The 19,159-nt window shown below is 42.6% G+C and carries 15 protein-coding genes; 5 read left to right on the top strand and 10 right to left on the bottom strand.

Going from position 1 to position 19,159, the window contains the following annotated elements; genetic code table 11:
- Nucleotides 1–134 precede the first annotated feature (134 nt).
- Together ALT761_RS08165 and ALT761_RS08160 are read left to right on the top strand one after the other, a co-directional pair.
- Nucleotides 135–3,368: a TonB-dependent receptor gene (locus tag ALT761_RS08165; protein WP_172602862.1), complete on the top strand. Its 3,234-nt coding sequence runs from the start codon at nucleotides 135–137 to the stop codon at nucleotides 3,366–3,368.
- Between the two features lie 115 nt (nucleotides 3,369–3,483).
- A complete protein-coding gene (locus ALT761_RS08160) occupies nucleotides 3,484–6,378 on the top strand; it encodes an amidohydrolase family protein (RefSeq protein ID WP_197724989.1) in 2,895 nt (964 codons plus the stop codon).
- A gap of 133 nt (nucleotides 6,379–6,511) precedes the next feature.
- On the opposite strand, the gene rhlP is transcribed toward ALT761_RS08160, so the two are convergent.
- The 8 genes from rhlP to ALT761_RS08120 form a co-directional block, all read right to left on the bottom strand.
- On the bottom strand, nucleotides 6,512–7,336 hold the full coding sequence (rhlP, locus tag ALT761_RS08155; protein WP_129737889.1) for a rhombotarget lipoprotein: 825 nt from the start codon (nucleotides 7,334–7,336) through the stop codon (nucleotides 6,512–6,514).
- A 159-nt stretch (nucleotides 7,337–7,495) separates the two neighbouring features.
- A complete protein-coding gene (locus ALT761_RS08150; RefSeq protein WP_129737887.1) occupies nucleotides 7,496–7,882 on the bottom strand; it encodes a tautomerase family protein in 387 nt (128 codons plus the stop codon).
- Between the two features lie 40 nt (nucleotides 7,883–7,922).
- A complete protein-coding gene (locus tag ALT761_RS08145; protein ID WP_129737885.1) occupies nucleotides 7,923–9,122 on the bottom strand; it encodes an alpha/beta hydrolase-fold protein in 1,200 nt (399 codons plus the stop codon).
- Nucleotides 9,123–9,208: 86 nt separating this feature from the next.
- Complete coding sequence (locus tag ALT761_RS08140; RefSeq protein WP_129737883.1) at nucleotides 9,209–9,586, bottom strand: DUF1294 domain-containing protein; 378 nt, start codon at nucleotides 9,584–9,586, stop codon at nucleotides 9,209–9,211.
- Nucleotides 9,577–10,035, bottom strand: coding sequence for a methyltransferase family protein (locus tag ALT761_RS08135; RefSeq protein ID WP_129737881.1), 459 nt, complete (start codon nucleotides 10,033–10,035; stop codon nucleotides 9,577–9,579). Before ALT761_RS08135 ends, ALT761_RS08140 begins: the two co-directional genes overlap by 10 nt.
- 90 nt (nucleotides 10,036–10,125) lie before the next feature.
- A complete protein-coding gene (locus ALT761_RS08130) occupies nucleotides 10,126–10,635 on the bottom strand; it encodes an RDD family protein (protein WP_197724988.1) in 510 nt (169 codons plus the stop codon).
- A gap of 14 nt (nucleotides 10,636–10,649) precedes the next feature.
- Nucleotides 10,650–11,159 carry a M23 family metallopeptidase gene (locus tag ALT761_RS08125; RefSeq protein WP_129737879.1) on the bottom strand — a complete coding sequence of 170 codons (510 nt, stop codon included), beginning with the start codon at nucleotides 11,157–11,159 and terminating at the stop codon, nucleotides 10,650–10,652.
- A gap of 76 nt (nucleotides 11,160–11,235) precedes the next feature.
- Entirely contained in the window at nucleotides 11,236–11,556 is a 321-nt protein-coding gene (locus tag ALT761_RS08120; protein WP_129737877.1) for a hypothetical protein, read from the bottom strand.
- A gap of 358 nt (nucleotides 11,557–11,914) precedes the next feature.
- Between ALT761_RS08120 and ALT761_RS08115 the strand changes: the two genes are divergently transcribed.
- From ALT761_RS08115 to ALT761_RS08105, 3 genes are all read left to right on the top strand, one after another.
- Entirely contained in the window at nucleotides 11,915–13,738 is a 1,824-nt protein-coding gene (locus ALT761_RS08115) for a M2 family metallopeptidase (protein WP_129737875.1), read from the top strand.
- Between the two features lie 163 nt (nucleotides 13,739–13,901).
- Complete coding sequence (locus ALT761_RS08110; protein WP_129737873.1) at nucleotides 13,902–16,865, top strand: ligand-binding sensor domain-containing diguanylate cyclase; 2,964 nt, start codon at nucleotides 13,902–13,904, stop codon at nucleotides 16,863–16,865.
- Nucleotides 16,866–17,048: 183 nt separating this feature from the next.
- Nucleotides 17,049–17,684 carry an SDR family oxidoreductase gene (locus tag ALT761_RS08105; RefSeq protein ID WP_129737871.1) on the top strand — a complete coding sequence of 212 codons (636 nt, stop codon included), beginning with the start codon at nucleotides 17,049–17,051 and terminating at the stop codon, nucleotides 17,682–17,684.
- An 86-nt stretch (nucleotides 17,685–17,770) separates the two neighbouring features.
- Here the strand turns inward: ALT761_RS08105 and ALT761_RS08100 are convergent, their stop codons facing one another.
- Nucleotides 17,771–18,328, bottom strand: a complete 558-nt coding sequence (locus ALT761_RS08100; RefSeq protein WP_129737869.1) for a pyridoxamine 5'-phosphate oxidase family protein — start codon at nucleotides 18,326–18,328, stop codon at nucleotides 17,771–17,773.
- A gap of 20 nt (nucleotides 18,329–18,348) precedes the next feature.
- On the bottom strand, nucleotides 18,349–19,128 hold the full coding sequence (locus ALT761_RS08095) for a TatD family hydrolase (protein WP_129737868.1): 780 nt from the start codon (nucleotides 19,126–19,128) through the stop codon (nucleotides 18,349–18,351).
- Between the last annotated feature and the right edge of the window lie 31 nt (nucleotides 19,129–19,159).

Raw genomic sequence — 19,159 nt, 5'->3', positions numbered from 1 at the left:
CAACGATCATATCCCTTACCTCAATGGGAAGTGTTGCAAAAACAATTAACAGCTCGTCTGAATTTAGTATCCCCCAGCAACCACTCGCATCCGCCTTATTAACATATTCCGAGCAGTCAGGTATACAGATTGCCGTGGACGCAAATACAGTATCAGGTAAAAGCAGCACACCAATATCCGGAGAACATTCCAGTTCAGTAGCGCTTTCAGAGATACTAGGTTCCTCAGGATTAACTTACTCTGTGATAGATGACAATACCGTTGCAGTTTTCGAAGACAGTAGTAATACTTCGGGAAAGATTCTACTGGCATCCAACACACCAAACCAACAGGGGATGTCAGCAGAAAATGAAGCAACGGTTGAGCGACGTGGAGTTCAAGCGCCAGTTGGTAGCGAAACCAAAACATCAGCATTAAACGAAAATAATGAATCAAAAATCGAAAAAATAGCTGTCGTCGGCTCAAAAATTGCGAATTCTCGTATCGAATCAGCGCTACCCGTAGCAGTATTTGATCAAGAAGCCTTGAGTGCAACCGGCGTTACCGATGGTAATGAGTTAGTCCGTAGTATGCCGCAAATGGGCGATATCACGTGGAACGAAGCTTGGATACCTGGAAGCAGTAACGCAGCGCGCGGAGATATGGGCTCACTAAACCTTAAGAACTTAGGCGCATCAAACACACTACTGTTAGTTAACGGCCGCCGCTCTGTAATACACCCCACTACATCAACCGTCGATAATAGTATGTCGACAACTACTTTTAATACCAATGCAATTCCTATGTATGGTTTAGATAGAGTTGAAGTTTTACTTGATGGTGCTGCTGCTATCTATGGCTCTGATGCTATTGCTGGAGTAGTCAATGTGGTTACTCGTAATAATATCAATGGTGCTGGCGTAAAGGTAAAATTTGGCCAAGCTGAAGGTACGAGTCGCACAGACACTGAATTAACTGGGTATTTCGGCACCGATATAGATGATGGTAGAGGCAACATCTCAGTGATGTATAACTACTCCCACCGTGAGCCACAGAGAACGTCAGACCAATGGTATACCGCTACCAGTGATCGCAGTCAATTTTTACCTGGCACCGACTTATACGGTGCGTCATCTTTAGACGCCAGCAGCTCATATTCACCATGGGGGACTTTTGTCGCCCCCTTCGCGATAACACAAAATGGTAACCAGATAACATCTAATGCTGGTTACTTTCATGCAGAAACAGCTGACTCTTCGAATTGTTCATCTGACAGCGTTGGCGATGTATGCTTTGCACAAGGGGCAACAACGCAGGAGTATAAATATGATACGGCGAAAGATGACACTTATCTAACGCCGCGCGTAGACCGCTTTAATATCTTTAGTAATTTCATTTATCAAGTTAGTCCTACTTTAGATTTCATCGGTGAATTAGCGCTTTATAAAGCAGAATCTAAGTATGTGACGAATGCCGGGGTCTTCTCTGTAAACACGCCTGTTTATATCTCTGCCGATGCGTATTATAACCCACTTGGCGCGACGTATTTAGCCGATGGCAGTGTAAACCCAAATCGTATAAGCGGTTTAGATAATGTATCTGATGATGGTGTTCCGGTTGAGCTACGATATTACCGATTTACGGATGCGGGTAATAGAGATGTTTTGGTTGATAATATACAAACCCGTGTATTAGCGGGTTTCGAAGGACTAACCGATAATGACTTTGAATGGGAATCTGCAGTCCTATACTCTCAAGGTTATGCCAAAGATAGATCTGAGGTGTATGTGGTTAGCAAAATTGTCGATGCATTAAATAGTACCACTGCAGACGGATATAATCCTTTTGCCGGCGGCTCCATTAGCCACATAGCTTATGGCGATGACTCCGTTAATTCACAGTCTACTATAGACGCTTTCACTCAATGGTCTACAAGAAAAAGTATCTCTGAATTAGCGTCTTGGGACTTCAGAATTAATAAGTCAGATATTTTAGAACTACCAGCTGGAAATGTTGGGTTTGCTGCGGGGATAGAGGTACGTTATGAATCTTTAGAAGATGAAAGAGATGCCTTGGTTGACGGAAGCGAACCGTACATAGATTGGTATACAGGCGCAGAGTATGCCAGTAACTTAGCAGGTTCAAGTCCTACTCCAGACTCGTATGGTAGCCGAAATGTGAAAACAGCTTATGCCGAATTTGCCATACCGTTAGTGTCCCCAGATATGTCTATTCCCTTAGTGCAATCACTAGATATGCAATTAGCCGGTCGTTTCGAGAGCTATAGCGATGTAGGTGATATTTCCACGCCAAAGGTCGCACTGGCCTGGGGTGTCGCAGATGAGCTTATGGTTCGCGGTTCATGGTCAGAAGGATTTAAAGCGCCAAACTTAGAAGTGCTTAACGCATCAGAGATGGCTCGTTACCTCGCGATGCCTGACTATATTTTTTGTGAAGCAGCAGTAAGACAAAATACTATCGCAAACTACTCAGAATGTACTAGCTCTTATGCAGTTACATGGCATATGGAAGGTAACGAAAATTTAACACCAGAAACTTCGACTAATCAATCATTTGGGTTAGTTTACACTCCAGAAATCCCAGAAAATTTAGGCAGAATGCGGTTTACCGTTGATGCATGGACTATTCAAATCGACGACCAAGTTGGCGTTGAGTCTGCACTTGATATCATCATCCACGATTTATATTTACGCGTATCAGAAGGATCATCAGATTCGCGAGTATTTCGCTATGAGCCCAATGCTGATCAACTGGCTGCTTTCAGCGGTACAGGCTTAGATCCTGTCGGTGAAATTCAATATATACAAACAAATTACGCAAACCTCAACTCTCTAAAAGCAAAAGGGCTCGACTTTACTGTCGACTGGTCACTGGCGAACACAGAATACGGTGATTTTTCTTTTAACCTAGCGGTATCTAGACTCATAAGCTTTAAGCAAGAACTTTCCCCAGAAATGCAAGCGGCTTTTGAAGCGCAAGAAGCTGGCTTGCTAGACCAATATATCTCTATATCTGCAGCTGATGAAGTGGGAATTGATGGTAAAAAACCTGAATGGAAAGCAAGTAGCCGGTTTATTTGGAGTTTAGATAACTTCATTTACCGGTTATCTGCTCAATATACAGGCAGTGTCATCGATGGGAATTACGCTAGTGGTGCCGATTATGAAGTAGAGGCGGTAACAACCGTTAATACATCAGCGCAATATACCTTTGATTATCAATCGCCGTTCGATGGTCTCTCTGCAGAAATTGGCATCAAAAACTTATTTGATAAGGAGCCGCCGCTCAATTCATCAGGTAATTATTTAGCCAACTTATATTTACCCTACTCTCGTTATCTCTACGCTAGTCTAGAAATGAAATTTTAATTTTTTACTCTCGGATTTATCCGAGAGTTACTTATTAGGTTGTTATATGAAAATAAGATCTCGTGTTTTAAAACTCTGCAGCGCACTTCTTACAGCTTCAATATGTACATCATATGTGTCTGCGAAAAATAACCCGCCAGACTATGACTATGTTAGTGTTCACGAAGGTACTGCACTGTCGGTCTCCTTATCACCCGACGCTTCGACATTAGCAATAGACTTGCAAGGAAGCTTATGGACGTTACCTGCAGAAGGCGGAGACGCTAAACGACTCACCGACGTAACCCATGATGTTAGGCAACCAGTGTGGTCACCTGATGGTACAAAAATCGCCTACTTTGCTTTTATTGATGGCGGCTACGACCTTTGGATAGTTAATGCGGATGGCACTAATCCTAAGCAACTTACACGTGGTGCTTTTGACGATAGAGAACCCGTATGGTCGCCAGACGGCAGTAAATTGGCTTTTTCGTCAGATCGCAAAAATACATACCCGAGTTATGACATTTGGATTATCGATGTAAATAGCGAAAACATTACCCAAGTAACCGATGACAAGCACGAGAATAGGATGCCTGTTTGGACGCCTGACGGAAAAGCTATCAGTTACACAAGCCAACATGATGGCATATATGGCATTTGGACTGCGAGCTTAAACGGCGATGTAAAATTAGAGCAACAAGCCTCTACAAGCCTCTCTCCCATGTTATGGACTCACGATAACAAATTGCTTTATGTAGAAGAAACATCGACTAACGGCACAGCAATGAAGCTTGATGACAAGATTATAACTACAGATGAAGTTGTGTTCGAATTTAAGAGTAGTTTGTCTAAAAACAATCAATTTTACTATGTCTCTGATGGTAAAATCAGGCGCCGTTCTATTGACAATATAGAACAAGTAGACACGATACCGCTCAACGCTAAGCTTGCTCGTTTAAACCCAATATACAAACACACTACCCGTGATCTTACTTCAAAAACAGAAAAACCTGTATTGGGTGTAATGCGTCCATCACTTTCTCCTAAGGGAAATCAGATCGCATTTATCGCCTTAGGTAACATCTATATAAAAGAGATAGGCAAACAAGCGACAAAACTTACCGACGACCATTATATGGAAGCTGATGTTTCATGGTCACCAGATGGAAAATATTTGGTGTATTCGTCAGACAAAGGTGGCGATATGATGCAGCTTTGGATCCACGATATGCATAGCGGCAAAGCGCGTCAATTAACTCATTTAGATACTCAACCACTTGGTGCCACATGGTCACCTGACGGAAAATCAATTGCGTTTATTAACGTCGACGCCATGTGGGGAGAAGCAAGCATAGACGTTGTCAATGTAGCGAGCGGAGACATCACCTTTGCCACCAAGAGACTTAAACAGCCAGGTAAACCCAGTTGGTCGCCTGACAGCAGCTTGCTAGCAGTTCCAATGTCATTAGCTTATTCTAAAAGCTTTCGTGAAGGGACAAATCAAATCTACATGCTCCCTCTTGATGGCAGTGAACCGTATTGGCGCGTGCCAATTGAAAATATGTCTATTGATACCCGAGGTGGTGCAGGTCCGGTTTGGTCACCTGATGGCAGTAAGATGGCCGCGGTTTACGGTGGAGAGTTGAACGTGTGGCCAGTTTCAAGCGATGGTAAACTCTTAGGACCACCACGAGTTATGGATAGCGACATTGCTCACAGTCCGAGTTGGTCTGGGGATTCCAGAACTCTGCTTTATCAATCAAACGATAAACTAAAAACCGTAGATATTTTCAGCGGAAAAATAACCGATATTCCGATTGAGCTCACCTATGTACCCGCAATACCGTCTGGTACAAAAGTTCTGCATGTATCACACTTATTCGACGGTGATAGCCCCACGCTCAAAAAAGACGTTGATATACTAATAAAAGATAATTTAATTGTAGAAATAGCACCTCACAGTAAGGGATTACACCTTCAATACGAGACTATTGATGGTTCAGGGCTATATGCGATGCCAGGCTTGATCGAAAGTCATGTTCATCCTCAAAAAGATTTTGGACAAGGTGCACACAGAGGTTGGCTAGCGTACGGTATTACCACTATTCGCGACCCAGGTAATCAACCTTATCATGGTGTAGAAGACCGTGAAGCTAGCGAAGCTGGCGTAAGAGTGGGCCCTCGCATTTATACAACAGGCCACCTCATGGAGTGGCAACGAGTGTATTACAAAATGGGAATAGCCATCGCTGGCCCAGCCCATTTAGAAAAAGAATTAAGCCGCGCTAAAGCGCTGAAATACGATTTGCTAAAAAGTTATGTGCGTCTTCCTGATGAACAGCAAAAGCGAGTGGTAGAGTTCGCGCATAACGAAATGGGGGTACCTGTGACTACTCATGAAATTTTCCCCGCAGCTAAGTTTGGAGTAGATAGAGTAGAACACTTAGGCGCTACAAGCCGCCGTGGATATAGCCCAAAGCATATAGGCGGGCGAGCTTATGAAGATGGCTTAGCGATGATGAATAAAGTCGTCACTCCTACCATATTTGGTTCGTTAAATATCTTGCTTAAAAAACACCCTGAGTTAATCGAAGATTCTCGCCTAGCATTATACCCAGACTGGATTAATAAAAGTCTGGATAAAGGTACTGCTATACCAGCTCGTTATTTAAAAAGTCTGAGCCAACAAGCTGTATCGTTGAAGCAGTTATTTGACCAAGGAACAAAGATTACGGCCGGAACCGACTTAGTGCTAGCACTCAACTTACATGGTGAACTAAGTTTTTACGTTAATGAGGCAGGATTAACGCCATTTCAAGCGCTACAGTCGGCGACAAAAGTGCCAGCTGAAGAGCTTGATTTGAATTCGGGTGTTATTGCTCCTGGGAAAATTGCTGATATTATTTTGCTAAAAGCTAACCCGCTTGAAGATATCAATAATACAACCACGGTAGAAAAAGTAATTGCTAACGGACACGCTTATACAAAAGAACAGTTGGTAGATGTGACCTTTTCGGGCAAACAATAAGAGAGTAAGAGTACTTTAATACTGCTAATGGAACTTAAAGTACTCTGCTCCTTTTTACTAAAAGAATATTAGCGCTTACCGCATCTTCTAGGTTTTGCTTGGTAACATTCAATCTGCTCTCCTTAGCATCGATTTAGCGCCCAGTTATTTTTCTCAATAACATGACACACAGAAAGAGTAAGCAATAAATATGAAGTGCGCCGCCACTGTAGTCGGCTCTGTGTTCAACATTTGCAATTTTCTCTTCTTTTACTCTGGTTTTGAATCGAGCAAGTTCGGCATCTAAGTTGGTAGACATATTTTCAACTGCAATACCAAAACCCTCTAATGATTTGTCGGCCAGCGTATCGTCAATACCTATAGCGGTGGTGCGTTTCTCAAGCTTGCTTACACCTGGTGCTCTAAATAGCATTTTTTTGCTTTTGATATCGAAAACAGCGGTATCAACAAAGGTTTGCACCGTGTTTTCGTTGCCTGGAATAACGTACATCCCCACGATGGTCCAATATAATAATGCCGCGTTATTTTCGAGTGACTGAGACACTTGGTCGTAGGACACTAACGCCATTACATCAACGTCATATAACCGCCCTACTTGTTCTAACGTAGCAAACCCTTCCCCTCCATTTAGGTACTCACTAGGTATGATTTCAATACGATCGATATATTCGTATTGAAGAAAAGACTGCTTCACATTTTCAAGAAGCTCCACTTGGTCTTTCCCGTGTAGGCCATCTCGTTGCCAATTACTTGAAGGAACAAATGCAAGCCCCACCTTTACCGGTAATTGAAGCGTGGGAATTTCAGACTGGTGCTTAACGCGGCTTTCTTCATCTGGGTAAAGAAAATCCATCAAACTACTAGATTGGGTTTGTTTGCCCGTATTATCACTGACAAAAGAACTACATGACGATAGTACAATTGCGCCTAACATTGTTATTAATATTCTTATTTTCATCGACAATTCCTTATGTATACATAATGCCGCGCGGTAAAAAAATCGCTGTCTATCGCGAAAGGCACGATAACTAATGTGTTAACGTTCCCATCATTTCTATTTTTAAAATACAAAGTACTAGCTGGCATAATATTGGTCCAGTGAAGCTGTGAGCCTAGTTTACACATCAACGTTGTAGTTCAAATCTGACGCCTCATCACCGGTAATACCACGAAAACCCCATTGGTACTTTTCTTGTTCTTTAATCGTTATCTCGATATCTACTGTACTGATACCCAATTTAGACTCGATAGTTTTGAAAAGTGCTTTAATCAGTGCTTTTTGGGTGTCAGGTTTTCGTCCCTTCATTAAGTTAATTTCGATGACGGTATAGCTATCTGTTCTTCCACCTGGGTAGAAAAAGTTTTCTTTGGCTAGCGGAATAAAGCGATGGGCCCGTTTATCCTCTGGCATGCCTAAAACAGATTGCATACAACCGTGAATTGCATCCGACAACTGACTTTTTATTGGGTTTAGATGCTTATCAATCCCATAAATAACTACCAAAACAATACCCTTTATAAATTTTGTTCAAAGAAGGAAAAAGCTAAAGATTCTTGTCCTGAATCTTTTTGAGTAAGTTTGCATGACGGGTTTTATAGGCGCCGTTTTCTACATTTTCAACCACACTTTTCTGTATGGCGAGCGACCTCATTTCTAGTGCTTTTTGTAAATTGCCACTAGCTTCTAAACCATCCGCTAAGCTGTCGTAGGCATCAGCGTTGTAGGGGTAACTGTCGACATTACTTTGAAATAGTGCGATAGCCGTTGAATAGTCTTTTTCAGATAATGCTTTGTATCCCACACTATTGATGGCGCGATAGCTGGGCTTAATGTCATAACCATACATTTCAGACTGTAATTTATAAAATTGCTTTATTGCAGGTATCCCACCGTTTAAGACTTCATTTGATGGTTGCAACGATTTGTACAGATATTGATAAGCCAACGAATGCCCAGCAAGCGCAGTGGTATTGTGACCTTCTGAGGTATCTAAATCTGTGTTGTAGCTAAAACCTTTTTGCTTATGTGTGTCTAGCAATTCTTTATAGCGTTGGTAAGACGTTAGCATATGGCCACCTTCGCTGCCCATATTGATATACAGGTAGTTATTCAATTCAGTGGAATTCGAAAAGAAGGTTTCGGCGCCGTCAAAGATAACCTGTTCGTGCCACCACAAGCTGGGGCTAAACGCAAAGTGCGCTTGGAATAAATAGGGTCTAGACTGCAAGGCATACACCGACAACAAGCCTCCTAGAGAATGCCCTGAAATTATTTTGTAGTTATTGGCGCGATAGTTTTCGTTAATAAAAGGCACGAGTTCTTTCTCAAGAAAATCAAGGAAGTTATCTGCCCCGCCTGACATTCCCCACTCATTGTAGCTTTCATCATAAGTTGGAGTGAAGTCTCTCGAACGTTGGGTATTTGCAATAGCAACAACAATCATTTCTTGCGCCATATTAGATTGGTTGAGCAAGTCTAACGTGCCGACTGCATGACCAAAATTTCTCTGACCATCAAGTAAATAAAGTACCGGATAATGTAATGGTGATTGCTCACGCTCTTTTGATAAATGACTGTTTGCCAGGTAATAACTATTGGGTAGATGTATGAACAACTCACGTTCTTCATCAAGTATTTTAGAATGAATACTCAGGTGCGTAGCTTCTCCCCGCACCTTTGAATACGAGTAAGAAGGAGCCAAAATAAGTAAAAAGGCAGCTATCGTAATGACATGTTTGAGCACAGTATAATCCTTTATTTTTTTAGTTTTAGTCCGTGGTTAACTTTTAATCTTACCCGTTCAATGCCAGCAAGTAAAGAACGTATAAATTAAGCAAAAACTCCATTAATCAAGTATTTACCTTGTTCACTAAAAAGCCAAATAAACGCTGTTAAATTTAACGCAACTGTAGCCCAATACATTCGCTTAAATGAAACTTTAGCCGACTTGTGCCTTAATTTTTCTTGCGCACAATAGGCGCCAGGCCAGCCACCCAGTAAACTCAAAACGTGAAGCCGAGTTTCTGGTACACGCCATTTGCCTTTGCGAGCCGCCGATTTATCAAACGCGTACACTGCAAAAGTAATAACGCTGGTAGCGATATAAAGGTATAGCACCTCTATTGGCAACAAATTCAGAAACGTGGTTGCTAATAAAGTGGTACAAAATGTAAGCGTAATAAATACACCTAATTTGCTTATAACCATCTACGCACCGTTTTCATATATTCTGTATAGCTGGCGCCGAACTTATCCGTTAAAAATGCCTCTTCGGGTATTATCTGGTACTTATTCATGTACCACACAAATAGCGCAATGAAGAGAATATTAAGCGGGTTGGATGTGTAAAGCACAATGCCAACCAAACAAAAGAACATACCTACATACATTGGGTTTCTGCTGTACTGATACACACCGGAAGTCACCAAACTAACAACACGTTCAGTTTTGATAGGATGCACCGAGGTTTTATGTTTTTTAAAAGAAGCGACACCCAGTAAAGCGACCCCTACCCCCAGCAATACACATAGTATTAGCGACTGTAACCTGAAGGAGTGATAAAAACTTAAGAAACCTGCAACCTTGGTTGTTACCCACATTAATGTTACCGATATTAAAAAGACAACAACTGGCGGGATTTTTTGCTCAAGCTTCATCGAACTTCCTTGTGGCTAATACGTAATTTGAAAGCAGCCGTGCAAGTATATACGCTATACTCGAGGCCTCGCTCGCACCAATATCTAACGTTAGTTTTTGTGGAAGCGTACCGGTTCAACACCTTTATTTTTAGGTCGAATAACAACCGTGCTAGCCATTTTGTCATGCCACCCTTGTTTTTTGGTATCCCATAATACCCATAAAAAGCCTAAGCCTAAGGATAAAATAGAAACGTAATACCCTATATAGCGAATTATAGACTGGCGTATCGTGGGCGCTCTTCCCGTTTTAGCATCAACGACCTTTACTTTAAGCACCATTTTGCCTGGGGTAGCCGATTTATATACCCAAAATAATATTGTGGCGATTAACGGTAGAACATAACTAATTAAGATATCAAATATACCTACCACAGTGTCTTCAGCGCTCCAATATCCTTTGCCATAAATTAGATGCAGTAGTGGAAAGGTTATCGCTAATAAAAGTAATGTATCAATAATTGATGCGCCAAATCTAATCCCAAAACCTGCGTACACATGATCTTCTTCGTATTCTGTTTTATATTCAGCGCCAGTATCTGAGAGGCCTGTACTACTCATTTATATCTCCATTTTCAATCAGCTGCGCTTAGGTACGATATTGGATCCAAATAATACGCCTTCTTGCTCCCTTGAGTTGACTCGTCGGCCAGCCAAAAATGGGGAAATAGTGCCACAATGCTGTAATGCAGATGAGGCGGTTTTCCTTGGGCATTGCCTGTTGAACCAACCGTACCAATTTTTGCCCCCTTGGAAACAAAAGTAATACCGTCAATATCTATTGAATCAAGATGCGCATAATAATGCAGCCGCCACTTAGGCCCTAAGGCAAGTATGATATTGCCGCCTTTTGGCTTTTGACCTTGATAGATAATAAGTTGATGCGTGGATGACAGCACCGACGTGCCTTTCTTAGCAAAGATATCGATACCTTTGTGGACCCCTGAAGTGCCCCAGGGTTCATACCAAAAGGTGTCTTTGTTCCAATCAGCGGAACTGGCGTTGTCTACGGGAATAACTCGCGGCTCTGGTATAACAAAGCCAAGTAGTATCAATACGCATAGCCCCAACAAAATCCATCTCATTATAAAGCCTTATGAACCATGAAATGCCGTTCATTCAATTACAATAACACTAATAATACTGAACATAACTACATCGTTACTGATTGTAAGTGTATGAAAATACTAGCTTGCAGTTAGTATGCTTTAACATCTTGTTGACCGAGGAAGGAACATCAACGATGTTGGTGTCTTTACTGCTAAGCACCGATAAAAAGATATCGCAGTTGGAAAGTGCAATCTGCTGGCGTTCGAAGAAAATCATCAATGGGTCAAAGATATCCTCGGTAAGTGGAATTGTTCCCACATAACAATTTGTATCTTCAACATAACGAGTAGATGAATTCGCAACTTCTCTTTCTAACGTATGAGCTTGTAATTTATTGAGCGATAGAAACCTAAAACTAACCTCTACATTCATTTAAATTCCTGAGATTACCGTTGGCTTATGATACTAAGTCAACTAAAAATGGCATTGAGCCTATTAAGGTGAGCGTCAAAGACTACCCTCTGCACGCTCAAAATAAAACAAAATTTCACACAATGTACTCGGGTTATAAAACAGCTTATGAGGCGGCTTATGCGCTAATATCTAAAAATAGTGATAGCAGACTAAGCCTTTATTTTTCGCTTTACGCTATTCACCTTTACCCAAGATCAATCAGCCATCGCTTTTTGTTGCAAATTTGTTTTACAAAGTGTGCTAGTCACTCCAAAATATAACGCTAAAATATATGTACTTCCCAATACATAAAAACAACAACGACAAGAGCAAACTTATGTTTTCAACTAAACGCACTATCGTCGCAGCACTCGTTAGCATTACGCTAATAGGTTGCGGTGAAGCCACTACCAAAACTGAAACAACACCTGCGGCACCTACCGCGCAAGATGCACAAGAATTTCTTATTAATGCGCAAAACGACATTAGTAAAATGCAGGTGCCCGCCGCACATGCCGAATGGAGTTACGCCACTAACATCAATTTTGATACCGCCGCGGTAAGTGCCTATTTTAATGAAGTACTGTCCACCAAAGTAGCGGTATTAGCTAAAGAAGCGGCTAAATTTAACGATGTTGAAGTAGATGAGGATACTCGTCGTCAACTTAACCTGCTTAAAAACGGGCTTACCATGCCACCACCCTCAGATCCGGCGAAAACAGAACAACTTGCTAAAATTGGCTCTGAACTTAGCGCAATGTATGGTTCTGGCCAGTACTGCATGGAAGATGGCACCTGTAAAAGCTTGGTAGAAATGAGCAGCGAAATGGCGACTATTCGCGATGCCGACACTTTACTAGAGTACTGGAAGGGCTGGCGCGAAGTGTCTGTACCTATGAAGCCGCTTTATGAACAACAGGTAAATTTGGCCAACGAAGGCGCTACTGAACTAGGCTTTCAAAACGTGAGTGAGCTATGGCGCGGTAAATACGATATGCCAGCAGAAGATTTTCCGAAAGAGCTTGATAGGTTGTGGGGGCAAGTTGCGCCTTTCTATGAATCGTTACACTGTCACGTTCGTGCTAAGTTAGGTGAGCATTATGGTGAAGAATTGGTTCCGCAAGACCAACCTATTCCAGCGCACTTGTTAGGCAATATGTGGGCGCAAACGTGGGGTAATATTTACGATATCGTGAAGCCTGAACAAGAAATGTCAGTACCCGACGTTACCTCATCACTTATTGCGCAGGGCTATGATGAAATAAAAATGGTGAAACAGGCTGAATCTTTCTTTTCTTCACTGGGTTTTGCGCCGCTGCCAGATACGTTTTGGGAACGTTCTATGTTCCAAAAACCTGAAGGTCGAGACGCACAGTGTCACGCTTCAGCATGGGACTTAGACGACAAAGACGATTTACGTATTAAGATGTGTATCCAAAAAACGGGGGAAGAGTTCAACGTTATTCATCATGAACTGGGTCACAACTATTATCAGCGTGCCTATAAAGACCAGCCCTTGCTGTATCGCGGTTCAGCTAACGATGGCTTCCATGAAGCAATTGGCGACACCATTGCCTTGTCGATCACCCCTAAGTACCTTAAAGAAATTGGTTTGATTGACGAGATTCCAGATGCATCTAACGACATAGGCATGCTAATGCAGGTGGCGCTAGATAAAATTGCCTTTATTCCATTTGGCCTGATGGTCGATCAATGGCGCTGGAAAGTGATGGCTGGTGAAGTATCGCCTGAGCAATACAATACACTTTGGTGGGAATTAAGAGAAAAATACCAAGGCGTAAAAGCACCGATAGACAGACCTGCTGATGCATTTGACCCAGGCGCTAAATATCATGTTCCTGCTAACGTGCCCTACACGCGCTATTTCTTAGCACATATTTTGCAATTTCAATTCCATAAAGCGTTATGTGATATTGCAGGTGATGAAGGTCCACTTAATCGCTGCTCTATTTACAACAGTGAAGAAGCGGGTACAGCACTAAACGCCATGCTTGAAATGGGCATGAGCCAGCCGTGGCAAAATGCGTTAGAAACCCTTACTGGTTCACCTGAAATGGATGCAAGTACTATTGCTGACTACTTTGCACCGTTAAAAACGTGGTTAGATGAGCAAAATGCTACCCGTCAATGTGGGTGGTAATTTTTTAGCCAACTAAATGATTTAATAGTAGAACCTCGATAATCGGGGTTCTTTTTTATCTGCCCTTATATCTCGTACTTGCAAAATTAATACTTATGTCCCATTTTTACTAGGTTAACCCTAGTATATCGTAACGCTTGATTCCTTCTCCCCGAGCGTATTTATGAAGTTTGTAGTGGTAAGATTTCTGGTTACCGCCACTATGCTATTCCCTATTATTTTTTCCTTTGCGGCCACATCTCGTGCCGCAGACTTTCCTATGCCCGTGTTTAAAAGTTTTTCAATCGAAGAAGGCCTATCGCAGGTATCAGTTTTAGATATTGCGGAAGATAAAAACGGTTATATTTGGCTGGCGACACAGTCGGGGATCGACAGGTTTGATGGCAACGAATTTAAGCATTTCGGTAAATGGCAGAAAGATAAGTCTGATGGGCTCAACACCGTTACTACCTTTCAAATGGAATCTTCGTTAGACAAAGAATACTTATGGGTTGGTTCTATTGCTGGTGTAAGCAAGTTTCATATCGAAACGGCAACGTTCGAACACTTCCCTATTTCGGTTTCCAGCGAAATAAAAGCCGGCTCAATCAAACGCATAAAAATCGATAAGAGTGGTAACGTTTGGGTTATTAGTGGCCGTGCGCTTTATCGCTTTTCAACGCTTTTAAATAAACTGGTTCAAATTGCTGTTCTAGAGAACGTGACCAGTACACTCACCGACATTGTTATTGATAGCAATAGTCATGTTTGGCTTAGCTCAACATCAGGGTTATACAAGCTGAATTCAGCGTTTAATACTTTAGAGCTTCAACAACTGGCGGGCAAAAAATTAACCTTGATGGCACTCGCTGCTGACGAGAGCTTGTGGATTGGCACAGGCGCTAACGGTCTTTGCCAGTACCCCTTATTCACGAACAACGACTTTTCCGCGTCTACTTGTTTTGATGAAAGTAACGGCCTTTCATCTAATGATGTGCTGAATATTTTATTTCAGCGTAATGGTAATGTTTGGGTTGCTACAAGTGGCGGCGTGAATATTATTCCCGCTAAAGCAGCATCAGAGATTGTGTCGTTATCGGTTTCTCAATCGAATCTCGCGAATAATTACATTACATCGCTGTATCAAACCGAAGCGGGTACCATTGTGGCAGGGTCGCGCGATAATGGTTTCTCTATTTACCACCCTGTACTGGCCAACTTTTCAACCAGCGCTGCTATTAGTAATAATATTTCTGGCATTGCTACCCACACAGACAGTTCCTTATGGCTTGCTACACAAGACAACCTTTGGCATTACAATTATCAGTCTGGCAAGGTTAACGGGCCCTATACCTCAATAATTAAGTCTGAAGGTCAGGTATCTTCAAACAAGCTACTAACCGTGCATTACGATAAATCGTCAGACGCAGTTTGGCTTTCTACTCGCGCAGGGCTAGCGAAACTAAATACCGCCACGGAACAAGTAGATTTGGTGGCATTGAAGGGCAAGGCAGGTTATACCCTTAACGTGGATGCCGATGGCGACGTTTGGTATGGCGGTTATAGCGATGGCGTTTTTGTGTATCGCCCTTCCGAGAACCGGGTGATTCGCCAATGGCCAATCTCACTCACCACTCGTATCATATTTGAAGATAATGAAAGTGCATGGCTGGCCAGTATATCGGGCTTATATTTTGCCAATAAATTTACGGGTGAAATTCGCAATATTGGTGAAAGTAGCACTAATTTCCCTGACGGCGCAGTGGTGACGTGGATTTCTCGTTCTATTCGTGGCGGCTATTGGGTTGGCACGCAGGCGAACGGTATCTATTTTATGGTGATTGAGGATAACGACAGGCCCTCCGTGTCGTTTACACAGATAGAAGCAGACAGTTACTTAAGTAACCTCTCGATTGGCGCTATCATTGAAGATCAAGAAAACGCACTCTGGATCTCTACAACCGTCGGCATTGCCCATATTGATTCTACCCTATCGTCGGTTTCATATTTTGGGGCCCAAAATGGTGTCAGCGAGTCTGGCTACTACATAGGCTCCGCCGTAAAAACCGATGACGACACTATATTTATGGGGAGCCCACAGGGACTCACTCGCTTCAAGCCCACTGATATTAAACAGCAGCCTTGGTCGCCCAAGGTCAATATCTCGCATATTGAAATTATTGATGAGCATAGCAAAGGAGCTGAAAACCTTTTCCCAAGTACCAGTGTAGATAAATTAGTACTCAATTCGGACAATGTTTCATTTTCTGTAGAATTCGCCGCGCTCGATTTTACTCGCGCAAACGAGGTGAGTTATGCCTACCTATTATCAGGGTTTGATAATAGGTGGCGCTTTACCGATCATCGCCGCCGCGGGGTGACCTACACCAATTTAGATCCCGGGAATTACACGCTTACTATTCGAGCCATGAATAAAGAAAAAGTATGGAGTCCAAATGAAGCCAAGCTCCAAATCAGTATTGTTCCACCATGGTGGGAAAAACCCGTATGGCGAAGTGCTATTTTCGCATCCGCTTTTCTGCTTTTAACGCTACTTGTGTGGTGGCGTATTCAAACGCTTAAAAATCGCTCGGTTGCGCTTGCAAAAATGGTAGAAGAAAAAACCAAAGATCTTGAAGACGTGGTAGAAAAATTAACGCAGGTATCGAGCCAAGACCCGTTAACCGGACTGAAAAATAGGCGCTACTTTACCAGTCGAGCTCACGAGGCTTGGGACAGTTACGAGCGTTACGCACAAGCCTTTTCGTTACTTATCGTGGATATTGATTGGTTTAAACGAATTAACGACACTTACGGTCACCATGTGGGCGACCTTATATTAGTTAAAATAGCTGAACTGCTACGTACGAACTTGAGGAATTCTGACGTTATTTGTCGTTGGGGTGGCGAAGAGTTTCTGATCCTACTGCCCCAACTTAACGTCCATGAATGCTATTGGGTAGGTGAAAAATTAAGAAAAGCGGTAGAGAAAGCGTCCTTTCACTGCGAAGGGCATGATGTGAATGTGACGATCACCGCGGGAATTGCAGATATTCGTGAAAGCGATAGCGTAGAGCAATGCATACACGCCGCTGATAAAAAGCTCTATAAAGGTAAAGCTGAAGGGCGCAATGCCGTTGTGAAATAGCCTCACCTTAACCTGCTGCTTAAGCTCCTGTTTTTACAAGTTATATTAACCACGGTGCTGCCTAGTTAATCAATTAATGCCTTTTTGCCGATTAGCGCACCATGATGAAACTCATCGCACTGTGTGATCGAAATTCTCTCCCACGCTTATGAATAACCATATTTAATCATGGAGGTAACATTTATGGCTAAGGTTCTTGTCATTGGCGCATCAGGCCAAATTGGTAAACAGGCTACTGGAAAATTACTTGAAGCAGGACACCACGTGGTGGCACCTGTACGAAGCCCTGAAAAGCTAAACGACTTTGAAAACGACAACCTTGTCGTTAAAGAGCAAGATCTTGAAAAAGACTTCTCTGAACATTTTGAAGGTGCAGATTGCGTTGTATTCGTTGCGGGCAGCGGCGGCAACTCTGGCGATGATAAAACACTTCTTATAGATCTTTGGGCTGCACGAAACGCAGCAAATTACGCCAAGGCAGCTAACACACCTAAATTTGTGATGGTAAGTTCAATAGGGGCTGGCGATCCAGACGCAGTAAGCTCTAGCATTAAGCCTTATTTAGTCGCTAAACACATGGCTGACGAGCACCTGATGAATAGCGGTGTGCCTTATGTCATTTTACGCCCAGGCACACTGTTAAACGAGCCAGGTACGCATTTGGTGTCTACCGATATGCCTGACAACCAAGATGATGCTGTCATTCCTAGAGAAGATGTGGCAACGGCCATCGTGGAAGCAGTGAATCGTAGTGACACTGATAACCTAACCACTTATCTGTTTAAGGGTGATACGCCGATTTCGAAAATTTTCGAATAAACGAATACAGCTTAGTGATAAAATCACAAACGCCAGCAAATTTGCTGGCGTTTTTTTGTTTAATTTCTAGCGTTCAACGAGCTGTGTTATGGGACAATAGACTGGCTTACCCAGTTACCCATTTCGTCACGACGATGTAATTCTCGATACTGTGGATTGCCGCGCAAATTCAGATAGTCCACGTTGAAAATATCTAACAAAATAACGCAAAAATGTTCAGGGGCGACAGAATAGTCGCCTGTAATTTGAAGCGGCAACCCGTTGTTTCTTGGCGTACCGGGGTCGCCCCATAGAAACTGCTTCTTACCAGCATCAGACAATTTTGCCCAATGCGCCTCTATTAGCGCCCTATCTTCGTTTTCAGTCACAATAGTCGCGTTTACACTGAATCGATACTGCTCACGAGTTTTCGAAAAATACCAACAACCTTGTGCTTTCGCTTGCTGTGACAACTGGTTGTACTTTTCAGTACGAGTATCTGAAATAACAATCAGCTTGTTGTCATCACTTAAGCCTCGGTACACCACGGTTCTGCAGTATGGCACGCCATCTTTATCAGCGGTTGCCAACTGAAAATAACGGCTCTCAGGCATACTTCTGCTAGCGTGTAAGCTTTTTGTTAACCCTGTACGCCACTGCGGCATTTTTGAAATACTCCGGTCGCTTAAGCGGCTTTACGTTGGGCAAGTGAAAACAATGTATAGAAGTTTTCGGTAGTAATGCGTGCTAATTCCTTCACCGAAATCCCTTTCAATTCGGCAATAAATTCTGCAACTTCCACCACATAGCCAGGCTGATTCTGTTTACCTCTGTGAGGTACAGGAGCTAGCCAAGGCGAATCGGTTTCAATTAATAAGCGCTCAAGGGGAACCGCTTTTACAACTTCTTGTAATTCACTGGCGGATTTAAAGGTGACTATACCTGATATTGAGATGTAGAAATCCATTTCAATCGCAGCTTGGGCCATTTCAAGAGATTCGGTAAAACAATGCAGCACACCCTTTGTATGGCTAGCTTTGTGTTCGCGCAGCAAATTGATGGTGTCGTCACGGGCATCACGGGTATGAATAATAAGTGGTTTCTTCGTTTCGTTGGCGACTTTAATATGATCAACAAACGACGTTAGCTGAACCGCTTTGCTTTCAGGGCTATAAAAATAATCTAAGCCTGTTTCACCAATGGCCACTACCGCATCGTCTTGCGCTTTTTCAAGTAACTCTTGATAAGTACATGCATCTTCTTGGTGAAGGGGGTGTACGCCACAAGAGACAGAAACGTCATCGAAGCCCTTTACGGTTTCTAACATGCTGTCGTAATCGGTCACCGATACGCACACACATAAAAAGTGCTCTACACCGCGGGTACGAGCAAAGTTAAGAGTTTCTGCCAATGCTTCTGGCGATTGCTTTAATCTGTCTAAATGACAATGTGAATCTACGAACAAAATATACCTATCTTTTTTACGGCTAACCCAA

It is taken from the genome of Alteromonas sp. 76-1, from assembly GCF_900654235.1.
GTDB lineage: Bacteria > Pseudomonadota > Gammaproteobacteria > Enterobacterales > Alteromonadaceae > Alteromonas > Alteromonas naphthalenivorans.
The sequence above is the reverse complement of the archived record's forward strand: the minus strand, read 5'-3'. Positions and strand labels throughout refer to the sequence as shown.